The sequence below is a fragment of the Quatrionicoccus australiensis genome, assembly GCF_020510425.1.
Taxonomy (GTDB): domain Bacteria; phylum Pseudomonadota; class Gammaproteobacteria; order Burkholderiales; family Rhodocyclaceae; genus Azonexus; species Azonexus australiensis_A.
In genome coordinates this window covers 2,993,162-3,010,365 of sequence record NZ_JAHBAH010000001.1, presented here as the reverse complement: position 1 = coordinate 3,010,365, position 17,204 = coordinate 2,993,162, and the positions used below count along the sequence as shown (strand labels likewise).

At 57.1% G+C, this 17,204-nt stretch carries 23 protein-coding genes and 4 tRNA genes; 21 read left to right on the top strand and 6 right to left on the bottom strand.

Features of this window, described 5'->3' with window-relative positions; translation table 11 throughout:
* The first annotated feature begins 1 nt into the window (after window position 1).
* Window positions 2–1,327, top strand: a complete 1,326-nt coding sequence (locus KIG99_RS14585) for a TolC family outer membrane protein (protein WP_226460804.1) — start codon at window positions 2–4, stop codon at window positions 1,325–1,327.
* Window positions 1,328–1,349: 22 nt separating this feature from the next.
* Here the strand turns inward: KIG99_RS14585 and KIG99_RS14580 are convergent.
* Together KIG99_RS14580 and KIG99_RS14575 are read right to left on the bottom strand one after the other, a co-directional pair.
* A tRNA-Val gene (locus tag KIG99_RS14580) sits at window positions 1,350–1,426 on the bottom strand.
* Between the two features lie 10 nt (window positions 1,427–1,436).
* Window positions 1,437–1,512, bottom strand: a tRNA-Gly gene (locus KIG99_RS14575).
* A 182-nt stretch (window positions 1,513–1,694) separates the two neighbouring features.
* Between KIG99_RS14575 and KIG99_RS14570 the strand changes: the two genes are divergently transcribed.
* Window positions 1,695–1,925, top strand: a complete 231-nt coding sequence (locus KIG99_RS14570) for a hypothetical protein (protein WP_226460803.1) — start codon at window positions 1,695–1,697, stop codon at window positions 1,923–1,925.
* Window positions 1,926–2,106: 181 nt separating this feature from the next.
* Here KIG99_RS14570 and KIG99_RS14565 read toward each other — a convergent pair.
* Window positions 2,107–2,173 (bottom strand) — tRNA-OTHER (locus tag KIG99_RS14565).
* Window positions 2,174–2,335: 162 nt separating this feature from the next.
* Between KIG99_RS14565 and KIG99_RS14560 the strand changes: the two genes are divergently transcribed.
* The 16 genes from KIG99_RS14560 (at window position 2,336) to KIG99_RS14485 (ending at window position 14,410) form a co-directional block, all read left to right on the top strand.
* Window positions 2,336–3,721, top strand: coding sequence for a tyrosine-type recombinase/integrase (locus KIG99_RS14560; protein ID WP_226460802.1), 1,386 nt, complete (start codon window positions 2,336–2,338; stop codon window positions 3,719–3,721).
* 119 nt (window positions 3,722–3,840) lie between these two features.
* The gene (locus KIG99_RS14555; protein WP_226460801.1) at window positions 3,841–4,503 is read left to right on the top strand and encodes a hypothetical protein; all 663 of its coding nucleotides are present in this window, start codon (window positions 3,841–3,843) and stop codon (window positions 4,501–4,503) included.
* A gap of 339 nt (window positions 4,504–4,842) precedes the next feature.
* On the top strand, window positions 4,843–5,178 hold the full coding sequence (locus KIG99_RS14550) for a helix-turn-helix domain-containing protein (protein ID WP_226460800.1): 336 nt from the start codon (window positions 4,843–4,845) through the stop codon (window positions 5,176–5,178).
* Window positions 5,178–5,336 carry a hypothetical protein gene (locus tag KIG99_RS14545; protein WP_226460799.1) on the top strand — a complete coding sequence of 53 codons (159 nt, stop codon included), beginning with the start codon at window positions 5,178–5,180 and terminating at the stop codon, window positions 5,334–5,336. The genes KIG99_RS14550 and KIG99_RS14545 overlap by 1 nt, the downstream gene beginning before the upstream one ends.
* A 1-nt stretch (window position 5,337) precedes the next feature.
* Complete coding sequence (locus tag KIG99_RS14540) at window positions 5,338–6,162, top strand: hypothetical protein (RefSeq protein WP_226460798.1); 825 nt, start codon at window positions 5,338–5,340, stop codon at window positions 6,160–6,162.
* The gene (locus KIG99_RS14535; RefSeq protein ID WP_226460797.1) at window positions 6,159–6,692 is read left to right on the top strand and encodes a hypothetical protein; all 534 of its coding nucleotides are present in this window, start codon (window positions 6,159–6,161) and stop codon (window positions 6,690–6,692) included. Before KIG99_RS14540 ends, KIG99_RS14535 begins: the two co-directional genes overlap by 4 nt.
* The gene (locus tag KIG99_RS14530; protein ID WP_226460796.1) at window positions 6,689–7,621 is read left to right on the top strand and encodes a DnaB-like helicase C-terminal domain-containing protein; all 933 of its coding nucleotides are present in this window, start codon (window positions 6,689–6,691) and stop codon (window positions 7,619–7,621) included. Before KIG99_RS14535 ends, KIG99_RS14530 begins: the two co-directional genes overlap by 4 nt.
* Window positions 7,621–7,911 (top strand): hypothetical protein, encoded by a 291-nt coding sequence (locus KIG99_RS14525; protein WP_226460795.1) that lies wholly within the window; start codon window positions 7,621–7,623, stop codon window positions 7,909–7,911. The genes KIG99_RS14530 and KIG99_RS14525 overlap by 1 nt, the downstream gene beginning before the upstream one ends.
* A 273-nt stretch (window positions 7,912–8,184) precedes the next feature.
* Entirely contained in the window at window positions 8,185–9,702 is a 1,518-nt protein-coding gene (locus tag KIG99_RS14520) for a phage tail tip lysozyme (RefSeq protein ID WP_226460794.1), read from the top strand.
* Between the two features lie 11 nt (window positions 9,703–9,713).
* Window positions 9,714–10,214 carry a hypothetical protein gene (locus tag KIG99_RS14515; protein WP_226460793.1) on the top strand — a complete coding sequence of 167 codons (501 nt, stop codon included), beginning with the start codon at window positions 9,714–9,716 and terminating at the stop codon, window positions 10,212–10,214.
* Entirely contained in the window at window positions 10,211–11,203 is a 993-nt protein-coding gene (locus KIG99_RS14510) for a phage protein (protein ID WP_226460792.1), read from the top strand. The genes KIG99_RS14515 and KIG99_RS14510 overlap by 4 nt, the downstream gene beginning before the upstream one ends.
* Window positions 11,204–11,306: 103 nt before the next feature.
* Window positions 11,307–11,960, top strand: coding sequence for a hypothetical protein (locus KIG99_RS14505; RefSeq protein WP_226460791.1), 654 nt, complete (start codon window positions 11,307–11,309; stop codon window positions 11,958–11,960).
* Between the two features lie 530 nt (window positions 11,961–12,490).
* Complete coding sequence (locus KIG99_RS20885) at window positions 12,491–12,772, top strand: terminase small subunit (protein WP_226461842.1); 282 nt, start codon at window positions 12,491–12,493, stop codon at window positions 12,770–12,772.
* Window positions 12,773–12,826: 54 nt separating this feature from the next.
* Complete coding sequence (locus KIG99_RS14495; RefSeq protein ID WP_226460790.1) at window positions 12,827–13,567, top strand: hypothetical protein; 741 nt, start codon at window positions 12,827–12,829, stop codon at window positions 13,565–13,567.
* A gap of 202 nt (window positions 13,568–13,769) precedes the next feature.
* A complete protein-coding gene (locus KIG99_RS14490; protein ID WP_226460789.1) occupies window positions 13,770–14,057 on the top strand; it encodes a hypothetical protein in 288 nt (95 codons plus the stop codon).
* Window positions 14,054–14,410, top strand: a complete 357-nt coding sequence (locus KIG99_RS14485) for a BrnA antitoxin family protein (protein WP_226460788.1) — start codon at window positions 14,054–14,056, stop codon at window positions 14,408–14,410. Before KIG99_RS14490 ends, KIG99_RS14485 begins: the two co-directional genes overlap by 4 nt.
* Window positions 14,411–14,848: 438 nt before the next feature.
* Here KIG99_RS14485 and KIG99_RS14480 read toward each other — a convergent pair whose 3' ends face one another.
* Both KIG99_RS14480 and KIG99_RS14475 read right to left on the bottom strand, forming a co-directional pair.
* Window positions 14,849–15,094 carry a hypothetical protein gene (locus KIG99_RS14480; protein WP_226460787.1) on the bottom strand — a complete coding sequence of 82 codons (246 nt, stop codon included), beginning with the start codon at window positions 15,092–15,094 and terminating at the stop codon, window positions 14,849–14,851.
* A 49-nt stretch (window positions 15,095–15,143) separates the two neighbouring features.
* Complete coding sequence (locus KIG99_RS14475; protein WP_226460786.1) at window positions 15,144–15,452, bottom strand: hypothetical protein; 309 nt, start codon at window positions 15,450–15,452, stop codon at window positions 15,144–15,146.
* Between the two features lie 349 nt (window positions 15,453–15,801).
* On the opposite strand from KIG99_RS14475, the gene KIG99_RS14470 reads away from it, so the two are divergent.
* The 3 genes from KIG99_RS14470 to KIG99_RS14460 all read left to right on the top strand — a co-directional run bounded on the left by KIG99_RS14470 (window position 15,802) and on the right by KIG99_RS14460 (window position 16,951).
* Window positions 15,802–16,020 carry a transposase gene (locus tag KIG99_RS14470; protein ID WP_226460785.1) on the top strand — a complete coding sequence of 73 codons (219 nt, stop codon included), beginning with the start codon at window positions 15,802–15,804 and terminating at the stop codon, window positions 16,018–16,020.
* Window positions 16,021–16,091: 71 nt separating this feature from the next.
* Complete coding sequence (locus KIG99_RS14465) at window positions 16,092–16,649, top strand: helix-turn-helix transcriptional regulator (protein WP_226460784.1); 558 nt, start codon at window positions 16,092–16,094, stop codon at window positions 16,647–16,649.
* Complete coding sequence (locus tag KIG99_RS14460; protein ID WP_226460783.1) at window positions 16,646–16,951, top strand: integration host factor subunit beta; 306 nt, start codon at window positions 16,646–16,648, stop codon at window positions 16,949–16,951. The genes KIG99_RS14465 and KIG99_RS14460 overlap by 4 nt, the downstream gene beginning before the upstream one ends.
* A gap of 154 nt (window positions 16,952–17,105) precedes the next feature.
* Here KIG99_RS14460 and KIG99_RS14455 read toward each other — a convergent pair.
* Window positions 17,106–17,179 (bottom strand) — tRNA-Thr (locus KIG99_RS14455).
* Between the last annotated feature and the right edge of the window lie 25 nt (window positions 17,180–17,204).

Here is a 17,204-nt window from a genome sequence, read left to right as displayed (position 1 = left end):
GATGAAGAAGCGACTTCTCGTTGCGGCCTTGCTGCCGCTGTTTGCCACGTTCCCGCTCCATGCCGAAACAGTCAACCTGCGCCAGGCCTGGCAATACGCACTGCAAAACGACCCGACCTGGCAGGTCGCACAGGCCGATGCCGGCTACGAGCGCGCCGAGCAAGGCAAGGCGCTGGCCGGACTGCTGCCGTCGCTGTCCTTCTCCGCTTCGCGCTACAAGAACGAACTCGACCGCCAGGGCGCGAGCAACAATCCGACCCGCTACGACTCCAGCGTCGATGCCTGGTCGCTACGCCAGCCGCTGATCCGTTTCCAGAACATCGCCGACTACAAGCGCACCGTTGCGCATAGCGAAGCGGCCGACTTCACCCTGAGCGCAGCAGCACAGCAACTGACCGTGCGGGTCGCCCAGGCCTATTTCGATGCGCTGCTGACCGAAGACCAGTTGCGCCTGGCCCGCTTCCTGGTTGCTTCGCTGGAAGCGCAGCAGGATGCCGCCAGCAAGTCATTCCGCAGTGGTGCCGGCACGCGCATTGAAATCGACGAAGCCGCCTCCCGGCTTGCCATTGCCGTCTCGGAAGTGCTCGCCACGGAAAACCTGCGCGCCAATACACGGCAGAAACTCGCCGCCCTGCTCGGCGTCGACGTCACCGGGATTGTTGCCCTGGATGAAAAAAGGCTGAGCGCCCTGCAACTCGCGCCGGCCGACTTTGCCGCGTGGCGCGACATGGTCCTGCAGACCAACCCCGAACTGCAGGCCGCGGGCAAAACCATCGATGAAACGGCGTGGACCGTCAATCGCGCCCGGGCCGGACATCTGCCCACCGTAGACCTGGTGGTTTCCAAATCGCGCTCGGAAAGCGAAACCGTCTCAACGGTCAACTCGCGCTACGACCTGAATTCGGCAGGTGTCCAGCTCAATGTGCCGATTTTCGCGGGCGGTTACGTCAACGCCGAAACCACCCAGGCACGCGCCCGACATCAGCGCGCCCAGGCAGTTTATGAAGGCATTCGTCGCGATCTGGAAACCCGGGTCCAGAAGGAATTCAACGGCATCATGCAGGGCCGCGAACGGCTCAATTCGCTCAAGCAGGCGCTGCTTGCCAGCCAGGTGGCGCTCAAGTCGACCCGGCGCGGCGTCGAGGCCGGCACGCGCAATACACTGGATGTCCTGAATGCCGAGCGTCAGGTCTATAACATGCAGCTCGAACTGTCGCGCTCGCGACACGAGTTCGTGATGAGCCGCCTGCGCCTGAAGGCCATGGCGAACATGCTGGACGAGGAAGAAATTCTGCTGATCAGCAGCCTGCTGAACGCCGCCCCCTGATCCGGCAAACGGATGGCGGGGCTGGTGCGTCCTGACGGAATCGAACCGCCGACCTCCACGATGTCAACGTGGCGCTCTAACCAGCTGAGCTAAGGACGCATGGGGAAAATGGAGCGGCAGAAGAGTCTCGAACTCTCGACCTATACCTTGGCAAGGTATCGCTCTACCAACTGAGCTACTGCCGCTCTGTGCTTCCACGCAACAATCATCGGGGAAGGGCGCGCATTATAAATTCCCGGACAGGATTTGCAAGCCCCCTGGCAACATTTGTTTCCCGGCGGCGAAAAATACCAAGACAGCTGCGGCACAACGGCTTTCAGGCACAAGAGATGCTTTTGTTTAGCCACCAATTCACGAAAGGCACCTCATGTCCGTCAGCTCCATCCTGTCCTACGGCATGCAAAGCATGCAGGCCGGCATGAACCGCAGCGCCATCGCCGGCGCCCGCATCGCCGGTTTCGGTGCCAGCAGCGACAACAGTGCGATGGCGGGCAGCATGGTCGAGCTCAGTCGCGGCGCGATCGACGCCAAGGCCGCCGCCAACGTGATCAAGACCGGCGATGCAATGCTCGGTACGCTGGTCAATCTGCGCGCCTAGGCAAATATTGCCGGGCAGCAAACTGCAAGTCTGTGCAAATTGCGTTTTCTGCAACCGCCACCCCGGTTATGATCTTGAATCAGTCATGGATGACCGGAACGGCAAAGCGATGCAACCAATCGGGAGATCGGCCAAAAACAAAAAAGCCACTCGAAAGAGTGGCTTGAATGCTTGATTTTACTGGTGCCCCCGAACGGAATCGAACCGCTACCTGATGATTACAAATCCATGATTTTGCTTGTTTAACTGGATTGATTTGCGTTGAAGACCCCCACGGGAAATACAGAAATAACCCTTATATATCATGACGATATATAGCACCCATTGTTGATCAAAGTAGATTCGCGTTGATATAATTTGGCTACGTTGGAGCTACGCCGTAGCCAAACCAACCCATAGAGGCCAAATCAATGGGGCGCATCAAAGCGAAACGCGAACGACTGACAATCCCACGCATCGAGGCATTCAAGCGCCCTGCCGACAAAGAGCAGGCGTTCCTATGGGATACCGAGTCACCCCGACTTGCCGTTAAGGCAACCGCCAGCGGGAAAGCTTTCATTTTTGAAGGAAAGCTGAAAGGCCAGACGATTCGACGCGTTATTGGCGATGTCCTCAACTGGACCATTGAGGATGCGAGATCCGAAGCTCGACGACTACAAACCATTATTGACCAGGGCAACGACCCGAGAGAGCTAGACCGGGAAAAAGCCGAATCGAAAACCCGAGCGAAGGCCGCCACGGAAGCAGCCGAGAAAGAGGCGGAGAACCGCAAGCAATACACCTTGCGCGCACTGCTCGACGCTTACAGCAACCTTCTGGAGTCCAAGGGCAAAGAACAGAGCGCCAGACAGACCCGCTCAATCGTTAAGTGTCACGTTCTGAAGCCACACCCAGCGATTGCCGACCTGCCGGCAAGCGAAATCACTGCGCACCATATCGCCTCGTTAGTACGATCGGTGCTCGAACAGGGCAAGGAGCGCGCAGCCGGCCTATTGCGAAGCTACCTATCCGCAGCATTCAATGCAGCCAGAAAATCACCATTTGACGCGAAGCTGCCGGCAAGCCTGATCCCCTACAACGTCACGATCAACCCTGTTGAGCCGGTATCCACCATTCCCGTAAACCGAGGCAATCGAACGCTGAATACGGAAGAAATGAAATCGTATCTGGCCGGCCTGGCTGATGACGACCTATCCAACATGGCGCTAAGGCTAGCGCTCTTTGCTGGAGGACAGCGCATGGCACAACTACTGCGCGCCAAAATTAACGACTATGAGCCGGAAGCACAGACCCTTCGTCTATGGGATGGAAAAGGCAAACGCACCACCCCCCGCGAGCACTTGTTGCCACTTGCCCCGAAGGCTGCCGCCATTATCGAAAAACTGATCGACCGCGCCAAGATCCAAGAGGATGCCAACGCCAAGAAGGAAAACCGAGCACCTGCTTACAACAACCTGCTTCTGTTCTCCTCGTATGGCAAAACCCAACTGGTGGAAACCACCCCCGGCAAACGCGCAGCGGAAATTTGCAAGTTGATGAAGTGCGAGCCTTTCGACCTGCTCGACATTCGCCGCACCTGTGAAACGATGATGGCCGGCCTTGGCATTCACAAAGACACCCGTGCCCAACTGCTTAGTCACGGCCTATCTGGCGTCCAAACCGCCCACTATGACCGCTACGAATACATTACCGAAAAGCGCAAGGCGCTGGTGGCATGGGAAAAGCGCCTGGACGAAATTGCCACAGGCAAGAAGTCAGGAAACGTGGTGCAGATAAAACAGGAAAAAGCATCTTGATGCCCGTAACGCAAGGCGCATGACGAGTGCGCTGCCCCCTAGCCCGGCCAGGCAAAAAGCGGATTCCTTCACCGCCTGGGGGCGGCTCCCGAATGAAGGGCACATAGAAGGTGTGCACAATGAATAAACACAACGATGCCGATATTTTGACCCCAGATTGGAGTTACTGGGGAAGCCTCAAAACGACCACCCTATTCCAGGCTGTGCTTTTGAGCTTTGATATTTGCCCGGATTGGTTTGCCAATGCCGCCGCAAAAGACCCGAGCTTTCGGCTATCGGCCGAGCTGAGCGACGAGTTGTTTAAATTCCTTCGCATTTGCGAAAATAGAGCAGTCGAATTTGATGGCTGGCTGGCCATCATGCCTGAAGAAAACCGCTCGAAAGGAAAGGTAGACCTAGCAACCTTCGGCACATGGGCGCGAACCGTATGGAATGACCTACCTAGAGAATTACCAGGCCGCGACGTTGAAGCTGAGCCCGTCGCAAAGGGGGTGCAACTAAAGCGCCAAAAGATACCAAATACCGAACAAGCGTCAAGAACACGAACAGATGGGCTTAGCCTTGCCATGCAAGCGGGCATCGTCGCCTACCGAGAAAAACACCGTGCCGAACCGAGCGCTCGAGCGTTGTTCGATTTCATAGCTAACCATGACGAAACCAATAACATCGAAGAATTTGACGCCGACAAAGATAAGCTTACCTGGCGGCGCGCAGACGGAGGGCTTTCCGACACTACGTTCAAGTCATTCCAAGGGCGATTCACAAATTTGATCCGGAAATAATCCCGGCTTTATCTAGGGTAAATCCCGGCTTTATCCCGACATCGAAATAGCCGGGATGTCTCCTTGTTGAACTGCATTCCATACCGTGCAAACGGGTTAATTGGAGTCAGTTCAAATGACGCAAATCGCTTCAGCACCAACCGCCGGTATTGGTGCAAAACTCTCGACTGAAGAGGCGGCCGCCAAATTGCGCGCAGCGCCGCAAACGCCTCGCGCCTCTCTGTGCCGCCTTGGCCACTGGTTGGGCATGCGCCCGGTCAAGCTGCCGAATGGCCGCCTTCTTTGGGATGCCGCAGAAGTTGAGCGCCTAGCATCCGGCAACGTTGCATAGGGGCCGCCATGGTTCCCGACAACAAACCTGCCCCGCCGATGGTCACCGGCCAATGCGCCCAGGTTCTCGGCCTGATTCGCGAACAGCAGCCGGTCCTCTCCTTCACCCTGACCGCCGATCACGCAATTCCAGAGACGGCCGCCCGTGTGCATGACCTCCGGGCCGCAGGCTTCAACATCCTCACCACGATCCATCCGGCCGTCGAGTTTCGCGGTTCTGTTCGGCGCAATGTGGCCAGCTACTCGCTCGGCTCTCCAGAGTGGCCGCGCCCCGGCTTCCTTGACGACCATCCTGCTGCTGGCCAGATCGAGATGGATCTGGATCAGGACCGGAGGGCCGCGTAATGGCTGCCCGCGACCAAGCAGTTATCCCGCTGGTGATCGGCCGTGGCCATCAGGCATACATCGAGGCCAAGCGCTGGATCGAAGCGAACCACCCGAACCTGTCGCCGGCTGAATACGCGCAGGCCTGCCGACTGGCTGCCCGAATGGCGGGGGTGTGACATGGCCAGGGCGCGCAACATCAAACCGGGGTTTTTCAGAAATGCTGATCTTGTCGAGCTGCCATTCGAGGCTCGGCTGCTTTTTATCGGACTCTGGACCATAGCCGATCGCGCCGGCCGCCTTGAGGACCGTCCGAAACAGATCAAGATGGAGTTGTTTCCCGCAGACAACATGGATTGCGACGCGCTGCTAGGACTGCTCGCCGGGATTCGAATGATCGAGCGATACAAGGCCGGTGGCACTCGTTATCTTCAGGTGGTCAATTTCGGGAAGCACCAGAACCCACACAAGGACGAGAAGCAGAGCACCATTCCCCCCAATGACGGCACAGCAGAAACCGTCATAGAAAATCGGGATGGGCACAGTGCAAACACCATGCAAGCAGGGTGCAAACATGGTGCAACTTCGGAAGTCGTCGGGCTGATTCCTGATTCCCTATTACTGATTCCTGAAGAAAACCCTTGCTCACCTCCGGCGAGCGAGTCGGCAGATGATGGCTTCGCCACTTTCTGGGAACAGTACCCGAAGAAGGTAGCCAAGCCCCAGGCCCTGAAAGCCTGGAAGAAGATCAAGCCGGCCGGCCAAGTCCTCGCCAGCCTGATGGAAGCCTTGGGGAAGCAGAGTGATTCTCTCGACTGGAAGAAGGATGGCGGCCAGTTCATCCCGCACCCGGCAACCTGGCTCAACGGCCGGCGCTGGGAGGACGAAGCGCCGCAGGCTGCTGGTCAGACACCGGCCACCACTTCGCCGAAGCCAGGCGACACCAGAAAGCGCTGGGGCGCCGACGAAATCTTCGATGAGACCATGGGATGGATTCCAGCATGAGCGCCCAGAGTCTTCCCTACGGTGCCGCCGAGATTGTCGCCCTGCGCTCCACCGGAAAGCGCCCGGCAGACATGCTGCTGATTTCCCTCATCGGTCCGCTGCGCGAAACAAACCCGGTGATCGTTGCCCAGCCATCGCGCAGCTACGACTGGCGCTTCCTGGTCGCGTTGCCTGCCCTGATCGTGGCGAGCACTGACACGCCGAACCTCTCCAACATCGCCAAGGCGATCGATGCCGCGGCGCCTGCGTCCCTGTCGGTCTGGTTCGCCGATCGGCAGGACGGCATCAACGTGTTGCTCGACGGCTACCGCCCCCGGACCAAAGCCGGCCGGCGTATGGGCGCGGCGCAGCGTGCAGCACTTGCGGGGCTGGGCTCAAGCGAAACAGCCAGCGACTGCCTGCTGCAGATTGCCGAACAGGTGAAACGCCGGGCGATGGCGAACGCTGACCGATTCGAGTCTGCCCTGGTTGAGATGGCTACCGCCGGCTTTCGCCGTACCTTCGGCGCAGCCTGGGGGGCGGAAGCATGAACGTGATCGACGACACCTTCGATTTCGACGCCTACCTGCAAGGCCCTGACGAATCAGCAATGGTGCTGCCGGCTTCCGCCTGGGTGGATGAGGTCATCCAGGCATTCGAGCGGCCGGCCGCCGTCACCGGCGCCGCTCTGCCTTGGAGCCGGACCCATAACACTGTCCGCCTGCGCCGCGGCGAACTGAGCATTTGGCCCGGCATGTCTGGCCATGGAAAAAGCGTGCTTATCGGCCAGGTGGCTTTGGGGCTGATGGCCCAGGGCGAGAGAGTCTGTGTCGCTTCCATGGAAATGAAGCCGGCGGCAACGATGCAGCGGATGTGCCGGCAGGCCTTCGCCAGCAACTCACCACTGGCGCGCGACGTCCGCGACTTGCACGCTTGGACCGATGGCCGCCTCTGGCTCTATGCCCAAATGGGCGAAGTCAGCCCTGAACGGATCTTGGCCGTTGCCAGGTACTGCTGGGATCTGCACGGGGTGACCCATTTCATCATCGACAACCTGCTCAGTTGCGGCATCGCCGAGGATGGCTACGACGCACAGAAGCAGTTCGTTCTGGCGCTGGCCACTCATGCCCACGACACCGGACAGGCTGTTCATCTGCTGGCGCACAGCCGGAAAGGGGCCAACGAACTGACGCCCCCGGGCAAATTCGACGTGCGCGGCTCAACCTCGATCACCGATCTGGCCGACAACGTTTTCAGCGTCTGGCGCAATCGCGGCAAAGAGTTGGCGCAAGAGGAAGGGCGACACGACAAGGATGCCGAACACGACGCCCTGATGATCGTCTGCAAGCACCGCCACGGCGAATGGGAGGGGCGCATTCCCCTCTGGTTCGACCGCCGCAGCCAGACCTACCTGCAATGCGCAGCAGATCAACCCAAGGCCATGGCGCTGATGGCTGAAACCGACGAGGTGGAATTCTGATGGCGACTGTCACCCGAAAATTTCGCGACGACTTCGACACGTGGGCGGTCGACCGCGTGCGCAGGGGCGAATTCACGCCGGCCGACATGGAGGACTTCAAGGAGATGCTGCGCCGCGACCTGACGCCGGGCCCAGATCAGTTGCGAGCCGGTTACACGGTGATCGTCGCGGCGGGTGTCGAAATCCCGGCGGCCATCGACGACCACGAAGAGCGCTACCTCCTCTGGGCTGATTTCTTCTCGATCGAGGCCGAGGCCATCCGGATCAACACAAAGGAGGCTCAACGATGAAGAGCAACGCAGCGCCCCAAACCATCACCGCAGGTCAGGTGCCGCCTTACTGCTACCGGCAGACGGGTATGTCTGCCGATGAGGCGGCGGTGGTTGCCGTTCGGGAAATGCGAATTTCGCACCTTTGCGATGCGCTGGCATTGCTTTGGGAGTTACGGCGATACGCCGCCAAGGTGCAAACGGACTCGGTCCCAACTGGATCCAGTCCAGTACCGAGATAGCCGACCAGACGAACACGGCGAAAGCCGTGTGTCTGTTTATTCAGGAAGGAAATTGACGTGGCAGAAAAATCCAAATCAGTACGTATCTATCAATCATCGAAAGGAAATCGAAATGGCACAAGCTGAAGTTATCCGCGAGTTTGTGGTTCAACTGGGATTCAAGACCGACGAACGGTCGCTCAAGAAGTTCTCGGACGGTGTGGAAAACGCGACCAAGCAAGTCGCCGGCCTTGTTACGGCTATTGCCGGTTCGGCGACCATCGCGGCGCTCTACAAGTTCGCCAGCAACATGGAGGCGGTCTATTTTTCCGTCCAGAAGGCTGGGGCCAGCGCCGTCAATCTCAAGGCATTCGAGAAGGCAGCGCAGAACTTCGGTGCAGCATCGGGCGATGCGCTGCAGTCTGTCCAATCCCTCGCAAGGATGCTCAGGCAAGAGCCTGGAACAGAGGGCTTCCTCGCAAGCATTGGCATTCAGACAAGGGATGCGAACGGGAATCTTCGCGACACCACCGAGCTAATGGCTGATCTCGGCAACGCGCTAAAGAACAAGCCGTATTACCTGGCCGCCCAATACAGCTCAATGCTCGGGATCGGCGAAGACACGCTGCGCGCCATGATGAACGGCGACTTTGCCCGCGAACTGGAGAAGCAACGGGCTTTGCTGCAGGACTCCGGCTACGACCAGGCAAGCAAGGATGCCCACAAGCTCATGGTCGAACTTCGCGAGCTTCAAACAAAGATTGAGGCCGTTGGCGTGACTGTTGGGCTTGGCGCCCTTGAGTTTATCGACAAGTACAACCCTGCGATTCAAGAGACGATAAATGTTGTATCCAGGCTCGTCGATTCTCTCGGGAAAGGAGCTCATTACATATCTGACTTTGGGTTCAGGGCAACATCGAGCGTGATGATGCTTTCGCGCTTGGTCAGTGGTGACAAGAAGGGGGCTAGAGAGGCTGCAAAAGCCATGGTCAACGGCATGGATGAAAGCCTGAAGGCCGGGGCCGCAGGAAAGGCATCGCCGGAGACTTCGGTTGCAAGGACAGGAAAGCCGTCTGGATTCTTGGCTGATCCTGTTCGCTTCTTCATGGGTATGGGCTGGAGCAAAGAGCAGGCCGCCGGCATGGTGGCTAATCTTCAACGGGAGAGCCGACTCAATCCCGGTGCCGTCGGCGACAGCGGCCTAGCCTATGGCCTTGCTCAGTGGCACCCAGACCGCCAGGCGAATTTTGCCAAGTGGGCCGGCAAGGACATTCGGCAATCGACCGCAGACGAGCAGGCCGCATTCGTCAATTACGAACTTACCCAGGGCGCAGAACGAAAGGCAGGAATGCTTCTTCGTGCGGCACAGAGTGCGGAATTTGCCGGCCAGGTGATGAGTCGCCACTACGAGCGCCCGAAAAATGCAGCGGATGAAGCGGCTTTGCGCGGCGCGGCGGCCGTGCAGATCGCTCAGACAACCACCATCAACGTGAATGGCAGCAATGCCGCGGCAACTGGCCAAGCTGTTGCCGGCGAACAAGATCGCGTCAATCAGAGATTGGCAAGGAACGCCGGGGGCGTTGTTAAGTAAAGGGGGTAAAAATGACCAATAAGCACATTTTTGAGACCGCCTACCTTTGGCAGTTCGTTGATGAAAATATCGTCGACGGTGTCTTTGCCGCCATGGCTGTCTCGGATAACGCAAGCGATCCGCGGAACATCGCAATCAAGGCCCGAGACGGGAGGGATCTGCTCGCCATTACCCTCTACAAGGAAAGCTGGGCATTCGAAAAGGGGGATGAAATGCCTCTGATCATCGATTTTTTCGAGGGCAAACCGGAGACGCTTACCGGTTACGGTGATGGAAAGGTTCTGAATGCCACGCTGCCGATGTCTGATGCTCCGCTTTTCCTTCACCTTGTCGCCTCTAGAGAGGCGGTAAAACTTTCCGTGCCGAGGCTTGGTGATCATTGGTTGATCGACTTGAGGTTTGCTCCGCCGGTGATCGTGAAGTTCCTCCGTCGATTGATGGGCGACTCCAAAAAATTCAGCAAGAACAGCCAAATGCCAGACAAACAAAAGGGAAAAGGAAATTCAAAATGAGCACTAAACAGTACATGCGCAAAGCCAGCCTCATCGTTGGTAATGTCGACGAGCATGCCCTCGACTTGTCAGAACTTCGGTTCCAGTTTTCGACCCGCCGTGGAGACTTCCAGACCCCGAACAGCGCCGACATCCGGATCTACAACGTGTCCGACAAGACGGCCGACCGCATCCGCCAGACACTGCCGCAGCCGGAATTCACGCGCATCGTTGTTCAGGGCGGCTACGACGGAAACTTCGGCGTCCTGTTCGACGGTGAGATCATACAAGTTAGGCACGGCCGCGAGTCGCCGACCGATACCTATCTCGACATCACGGCCGCCGACGGTGACAGCGCCTACAACTACTCGGTTACGGCAATGTCGCTCGCTGCAGGTAGCACGCCAAATGACGAGGTGTCAGCAATCCTGAAAGATATGGCCAGGCATGGTGTAACTGCCGGGCACGTGCCAGACCTCCCCGGAAACCCATTGCCGCGCGGCAAGGTGATTTACGGCATGTCCCGCGATGCCCTGCGGAATGTTGCTGAAAACACGCAAACCTCCTGGAGTATTCAGGACGGCAAACTGCAGATGGTTCCGGAAACCTCATACATTGAAGGCGAAATACCGGTGATTACCTCGGCGACCGGCATGATCGGATTGCCGACACAAACCCAGAACGGCATCAATGTTCGCGTCCTGCTGAACCCGAATATCAAGATCGGCCAAGCGATCAAGCTCGACAACAAGAGCATTCAGGGATTCCGGTTTGGACTTGGCGTTAAACAGCAGCTCGGAAATGAAAATGCCGAGGCGCTCGCAAAGGTCAATAACGACGGGCTTTACTATGTGATGCTGGCGGAGCACAGCGGCGACACCCGCGGTGACGCCTGGTACTCAGACTTGGTTTGCCTGGCCATCGATGCGTCAGTTAGACCAAGCATAAAATCTTCGGCGCGTTTCCCCTTGGGGAGCGATTATTTTGGAGCTATAAAGCGCCGGGGGTGATGGGGCGACCTGTGCTATTACCCGCCTTTGGGCGGGTTTTCTTTTCCTGATGTGTGGCGCATTATTTAAAAGCCATGCAGCCCGACTGCAACCAGGAGAGATGATGCGTACAGCTTTGTTGATTGCGTTGTTCTGCCTCTGCATCGGTCGACCAGCCGTTGCGGCGAGCATTCAGCAAGATATTGCGGAAGCCGATAGGCTGAATAGCCTTTGCCGGGGTGGATCTGGAGATAGTGCCGCAACAGCCAAGCACTGCGAGAAACGAGATGCCGCCTATGCCGCAATCGAGAGGCGTGGATGGTGCTGGGGCCACGAAGGCCAGGCAGGCAACGAGCGCCAGTGGGAAAAGTGCCAGCAATCAAACGGCGAGGCTACACCAGAGCCCAAGCCATACAGCGCGATGTTCCTGGCCATGCACAAGGACGTGATGCTCAAAGAGCAGCGTCAGCAGTGCGAGGATATGGGCATCGCGGCCGGTGATCAGAAGGGGGCGGCTCGATGCCTCAATTATCTGGAGCGCGCCTATTCGTACATGCGGCGGCAGGCTTACGAGGTGGCGATCCCCGCGGTTGGTTGGAGCATCTGCATGGACAAGGCTGCCTACGACATCGACCTTGGGGCGCGCTGCATCGCCGCGGCCAAAGAGATTTGCAAGGCTGATGAGAACGGGACGGCGATGGATTACAGCCAGTGCGTGCGCATCATGACCAACGGAGCATGGGTAACTACCCCGGCGGCAAGGGCGTTGCGTTTTTAGGGGATGTTAGCAAATGTTAGTGTTCAGGCCTTTGCGCAACAGGTTTCAAGGAAAGTTTGAAACCAGGGACGGGGGCGGCGGTCGCAGGTATCCAGGCGCGAGGTATCCACTTCGGTATCCACGAAAACGCCTGCTCGAGCACTCCGGTTGGCTGGTTACCAACGGGCGGTTACCAGACAAATGCCATGTAACAGCCGGCCTGTGACAGAGAAATGTCGGTACGCAGGCCCGAGGTACGCAGCCCGGTACGCAGCAAATCGACGGGTTTCCAAATGCGAGGTTGCCACGGAAAGCCGCCCCCAGACCTTGGCAACCAGCAGCGGTTTTTGAAGGTTCGAAGCTTGGTTCGCAGTTCGAAGTGCGAACCAGTTGCAGGCGGTACGAACGATGGTACGAACATCGCACTTCGTACCATTGAGGAAGCAGCCGCCGATGACATCGCCGATTCGATGCGGCGTTACGCAGAGCGTTACGCAAGCCGTAATGCGTAATATCGAACGGACCGCGTCTGAGGCGGTACGAACGCCGCTATTCGTACTTGGTATGCAGCCCGCCGGTCCGCAGAGAAAGGATGCGAACTTGTAGCGTCCGTCCGGGCTGGCTATTCCGCGAAAACAGCATCATTGCAAGGCGAGCGCCTGTTGAGAAATGTTGAGGTTCAGGCATTGCGCACCGAGCGCATGAAAGCCCGCGAGAAGCGCACCGAGATTACCAAGAGCAGCAAGCAGTGGATGTCCATCACCTGGGACGAGAGCCCCGGCGCGCCTCGTCTATGCCGTTTGTCTTATTGTTGGCACGTAACGATTAGATGAAAATCCATCGAAGGTTTCGCCGAAGCCAGAATAAAAGGACACGATGGGGTCGCAATGAAAAATAAATTCCTGCTGGCCATGGTTTTTGCCGCATCGCTTGCCGGCTGCTCAAATCCAAAAAATGAAATCGTCCCAACCGACGTTTCGAAGATGGAAAGTATCAAACCGGCAATCGAAAAGCTTTCCGCGGACGAGAAGCAACTGCTTGTTGCTTTCATTATGCGGCACAGCATGAGCGTAGCAGCCAAAGGTCTATTTGGTATCAAGCCTGATCCGATTCCGGAGGGCATGACTATTGGCAAGGCGATCGAAGAGCAGGCTGAATTCATCGCGAAGCAAAAGGCTAAGGAGGCCGAAGAGGCTGCGCTTAAGGCAAAGCTGAAGGCTGAGAGAGACCAGGCTATGGCAACGATGCGTGATGCGATTCTCGTTACCGTGATCAGCAAGAAATCAAAAATCGAAAGCGGCTATAGCGGCATGGTGATGGATGAATTTCTTTCGGTAACCTTTGGGTATCAGAACAACTCAGGCAAAGACATTGCCGGCGTAAAGGGAACAGTCGACATCGAAGACCTGTTTGGCGACCACCTGGTTGGTTTCAACATTTCCAACGACACGACCATCAAGGCTGGCGGTACATCGACGTGGACCGGTGGGCGTTCGCTGAAATACGGGATGTCCAAGGACAACGATCGAAAGTTCCTCGAGTTGCCGGACGACAAATACAAAGTTGTCTGGAAGCCCGAAATGGTTGTTTTTAGTGATGGGACGAAGCTGACCGCGCCGAGAGATTAGCAAGTAAGGTTGCCACGAAAACCTGAGATTTCAGAATCAATTTCGGAAGCCATGAAGGCCCGCGAAGAGCAGGGGCAATATTTGAAGCACTCGTATCACCTACGGATAAAGGATCGCGGCGAAAGGCGAATGTGCCAATCGGATCAGAGAAATCGGGCTTTATAATTTTGCGTTCTGGGGGATTGTATATACAATGGAAGACATGAAGATCATCATCTCGTCCCGAGTCCGGGAAAAGCTGGACGTGAAACACGACGGGGTAAGCATTCACGAAATTCGTGAATGCTTTGCGAACCGAGACGGAAAGATCCTGATCGAAAGCCGAGAAGAGCACCTCACAAATCCTTTGACGCGCTGGTTCATCGCCGAAACCAATTTTGGAAGAGAACTTAAGATTTGCTACATGCCAATCCGTGACGAATTCCATATCAAGACTGCATACGAACCTGACGCCGACGATCGACACGCATACCGCGAGGGAAACAAATGACTGACAAAATTATTGGAACCCCGGAAGCATGGGAAGAAGGACCGCTTGGCAAAGACCCCAAATTTGCAATAGCGCTTTCGCCGGAAGAGCAGGCCGCTGACGAGGCCGCAATTGATGCCGCATTTGGCCTCAAACCCATCTCTATTCGCATGGAAATCGAGGTATTGGAAAGCCTCAAGGCCATCGCTAAGCACCGAGGGCTTGGCTATCAGCCGCTGATTCGCCAGGTGCTGCATCGCTGGGTGGATAGCGAGCTGAAACTGATCGCCCTGGAGTCGATGGACACAAACGAAGAAAAGGAAGTTAAGGTCGGTTGCCCGGCCCTTCAGCAGGCTTTACCTAAGGCAGCATGAAACGCCAAGCATCTAAACACTAAGCCGCCTTCGGGCGGTTTTTTTATTCCCCATGCCCACCGTGAGCCTCCTGCCCCAAGCCACCGGTGCAGAATGCTCCTTGCACCATGAAAAACTCACGTTACCGAAATCATCAGGAGGTGCACAACGGATGGTGGCAATTGAGCATGCCCAGCCTGGCGCATGCTCATTCGATAGGTGGCGAGTCAGTCGATGTAAACGATGGCTGGCCCGTACTTGGCCGCCAGTAGTTCGCGAGCTAGGTGCGCCCTGCTGCGCGCGCTGAACCATGGGGATCTGCGCTCTTTGCCGCCTCTTAGGTAGAGAACACAAAAGCACTGGGTGCCGAGGTTGGCAATCGACTGCTTTGCTGCTCGTTTTATGGCGCGTCTCGCAGTTCGCCCCCCTTTGCTGTTGGATATTTCGGTGCTCATGCTGTCAGGTCTCATCGGAATAAATGGCGACCGCAACGCCACGTATCTGGGGCTGCCCATTCCACAGCTCCAGGCAATTGCCGGCGAGAACCATCTTTCCATCCTCTGGCTTCATGTCTGAATCGATAAAGATGTATTCCCCTGGGGAAATTATTCGTCTAGGAGCCCTGATTTCAGTGGAGGCCGTAACGAAGAAGCCGGCGATCACTGGAACTACCGGGCAAGCTACAGTGGGGGCGTTTGTGTTCATGATCATTTCCTCAGGGTTGCCGCCGCCCAGGTGAGCGGCGGAGATCTGATTACAGCGCGTACAGCCGGCCGGAGGTGGTCGACGTGGTCTTCATGCACTTCAAGAGCTGGGCCGGCGTGAGGAAGGATTGCGCCAGAGCGGAGTCCAGGCGCTTGCCGGTGACGGTGGTGACCATGAATTTGTGGGCATTGCCGAAATAGACGCCTTTGCCCTGGTACTTGAGCAGGTCGACCAAGTTGTCGGCCTCGGTTTCGAGGTTGGCGATTTGTGCCTTGAGGGCCGCGAGCCTGTCGACCGTGCGCTTGATCTGGTTGTTAGTGAGCGCGGCGGCGACGGCGGTAGAATTGGTCTTAGCCATGATTGATCTCCTGTTGATCGGTTTCGGTCAGAGGCCCGGAGGTGGTGAGACACCCCCGGGCTTCGTTGTTTGCGGCATCTGGGCGCTAGCTGGGCTCCCGGATAGTCACCGGCCTACCATGCGCATTTCCCTGCTCCACGACTTCTATCAACGGCGGCTAGCAGGCTCGATGTCTTGGTTCCCTGCGCCCCTGGCGGCCTGTGTTCTGGTCCGTTACTGGCTGCGGCTTCGTTGTTTGCTGCGACGGGTGAATATTACACAACATGATGTATTGTGTCAACAGGTTGTGTTGGTCAATATATTGTGTTGTGCTAGAATTTGTTCTCACCCCGACCGATGGAGTTTGCAAATGAAAACGAAAAGCCGAACACAACAAGCACTCGACCTAGTGACGGGGGGATTAACCGCCTATGCAGCAGCCGAACAGGTTGGCATAACAGAACAGGCGGTCTACGCCGCCAAGCGACGACTGGAAAAAGCCAAGGAAGAAGGCAAAGAGCAGTGTCCCTGCTGCGGCCAGGTAGTGCGCGATGGATTCGAGATTAACCGGGATGTCCTGAAGAGCTGACCACCATTACCGGGGGCGCTACCTCTACGCCGGCCAGGTGCCGGGTGCTTTCTTTGACAGATGAGGAAAAAATGGAGCAGTTGCAATATCTCAACCAATCCGAAGTGCTAGACATCGCGTTTCAGGCAGTTCGCCTGTATGCCGAGACGCACCCGCGCCCCATTCATGTAACGCAAGGACAAGCAGCCGAAATGCTCGGGATAACGATGGACGCCTTGGTCAGAAAGATGGCGGCGAAGAAAATCCGCCTCAACGAATGCGGAATGATCCCCATGCCCGACATTGACCTGATTATCGCATCGAGGATACGGCGACACCTTTACGAGGCTCCAAAGCCAGTCGAAGCAGCGCCTCCGACTGATCTCGTCAAACCAGCAAGTCCCTTGGGTGACGATACTCCAAGACGAAAACGCGCAAGAAGTGCAACACCTGGTGGCCCATGGATGCGAATCGTTGAGGTTGAGGAAATGGCGGGTGTCAAAACGTCAGCCATTTACTCATGGGTGAAAAATGGCAGCTTCCCGAAGCCGATCAAAGTTGGTCGGACATCGCAGTGGGTGAGGGCCGAGGTTGAGGCGTGGGTCGATCAGCAGAGAGCGAAACGCAACGCTGCAGGAAATTGGCTGTGACCCGCTCTGAACTGGTGGCGCTGCTGGCCAGCCGATTCCCGCAACTCACAGCCAAGGATGCCGAGGTAGCGGTAAAGGAAATCGTCACCGCAATTTCTGACACGCTGACGGCCGGCGATCGCGTAGAGATTCGCGGCTTCGGCGTTTTCAGCCTGAACCACCGACCACCGCGCACCGGCAGGAATCCTAAGACTGGCGAGACGGTTGCTGTGCCGGCGAAGTCGGTACCCCACTTCAAGGCAGGGAAGGAGTTGCGGGAAAGTGTTGATACCGGAGATGGGCAAGCGCGCCTGCCGATGTAAATCTCGTTCTCCGCCGGTCGACAGGCGGTTATCATCGCGCATCAACCTCGATAAACATCAGGGAGCATTGATGGAATCTAGCTACGCCGAAGCTACGCCAAGCCCGGAAAACAAAAAAGCCACTCCAGAGAGTGGCTTAAATGCTTGATTTTACTGGTGCCCCCGAACGGAATCGAACCGCTACCTGATGATTACAAATCAACTGCACGACCTTCATGCTACGGGGGCCCGGAACAATCGGGCCGAATTATAG

Excerpts from the sequence above, each read along its gene's own strand:
- KIG99_RS14510 (WP_226460792.1), top strand. The coding sequence starts at position 10,211 with ATGAGCACTAAACAGTACATGCGCAAAGCCAGCCTCATCGTTGGTAAT.
- KIG99_RS14545 (WP_226460799.1), top strand. The coding sequence starts at position 5,178 with ATGGCTGCCCGCGACCAAGCAGTTATCCCGCTGGTGATCGGCCGTGGC.
- KIG99_RS14535 (WP_226460797.1), top strand. The coding sequence starts at position 6,159 with ATGAGCGCCCAGAGTCTTCCCTACGGTGCCGCCGAGATTGTCGCCCTG.
- KIG99_RS14480 (WP_226460787.1), bottom strand. The coding sequence starts at position 15,094 with ATGAACACAAACGCCCCCACTGTAGCTTGCCCGGTAGTTCCAGTGATC.
- KIG99_RS14540 (WP_226460798.1), top strand. The coding sequence starts at position 5,338 with ATGGCCAGGGCGCGCAACATCAAACCGGGGTTTTTCAGAAATGCTGAT.
- KIG99_RS14585 (WP_226460804.1), top strand. The coding sequence starts at position 2 with ATGAAGAAGCGACTTCTCGTTGCGGCCTTGCTGCCGCTGTTTGCCACG.
- KIG99_RS14560 (WP_226460802.1), top strand. The coding sequence starts at position 2,336 with ATGGGGCGCATCAAAGCGAAACGCGAACGACTGACAATCCCACGCATC.
- KIG99_RS14525 (WP_226460795.1), top strand. The coding sequence starts at position 7,621 with ATGGCGACTGTCACCCGAAAATTTCGCGACGACTTCGACACGTGGGCG.
- KIG99_RS14570 (WP_226460803.1), top strand. The coding sequence starts at position 1,695 with ATGTCCGTCAGCTCCATCCTGTCCTACGGCATGCAAAGCATGCAGGCC.
- KIG99_RS14515 (WP_226460793.1), top strand. The coding sequence starts at position 9,714 with ATGACCAATAAGCACATTTTTGAGACCGCCTACCTTTGGCAGTTCGTT.
- KIG99_RS14465 (WP_226460784.1), top strand. The coding sequence starts at position 16,092 with ATGGAGCAGTTGCAATATCTCAACCAATCCGAAGTGCTAGACATCGCG.
- KIG99_RS14505 (WP_226460791.1), top strand. The coding sequence starts at position 11,307 with ATGCGTACAGCTTTGTTGATTGCGTTGTTCTGCCTCTGCATCGGTCGA.
- KIG99_RS14495 (WP_226460790.1), top strand. The coding sequence starts at position 12,827 with ATGAAAAATAAATTCCTGCTGGCCATGGTTTTTGCCGCATCGCTTGCC.
- KIG99_RS14485 (WP_226460788.1), top strand. The coding sequence starts at position 14,054 with ATGACTGACAAAATTATTGGAACCCCGGAAGCATGGGAAGAAGGACCG.
- KIG99_RS14470 (WP_226460785.1), top strand. The coding sequence starts at position 15,802 with ATGAAAACGAAAAGCCGAACACAACAAGCACTCGACCTAGTGACGGGG.
- KIG99_RS14555 (WP_226460801.1), top strand. The coding sequence starts at position 3,841 with ATGAATAAACACAACGATGCCGATATTTTGACCCCAGATTGGAGTTAC.
- KIG99_RS14550 (WP_226460800.1), top strand. The coding sequence starts at position 4,843 with ATGGTTCCCGACAACAAACCTGCCCCGCCGATGGTCACCGGCCAATGC.
- KIG99_RS14490 (WP_226460789.1), top strand. The coding sequence starts at position 13,770 with ATGAAGATCATCATCTCGTCCCGAGTCCGGGAAAAGCTGGACGTGAAA.
- KIG99_RS14475 (WP_226460786.1), bottom strand. The coding sequence starts at position 15,452 with ATGGCTAAGACCAATTCTACCGCCGTCGCCGCCGCGCTCACTAACAAC.
- KIG99_RS14530 (WP_226460796.1), top strand. The coding sequence starts at position 6,689 with ATGAACGTGATCGACGACACCTTCGATTTCGACGCCTACCTGCAAGGC.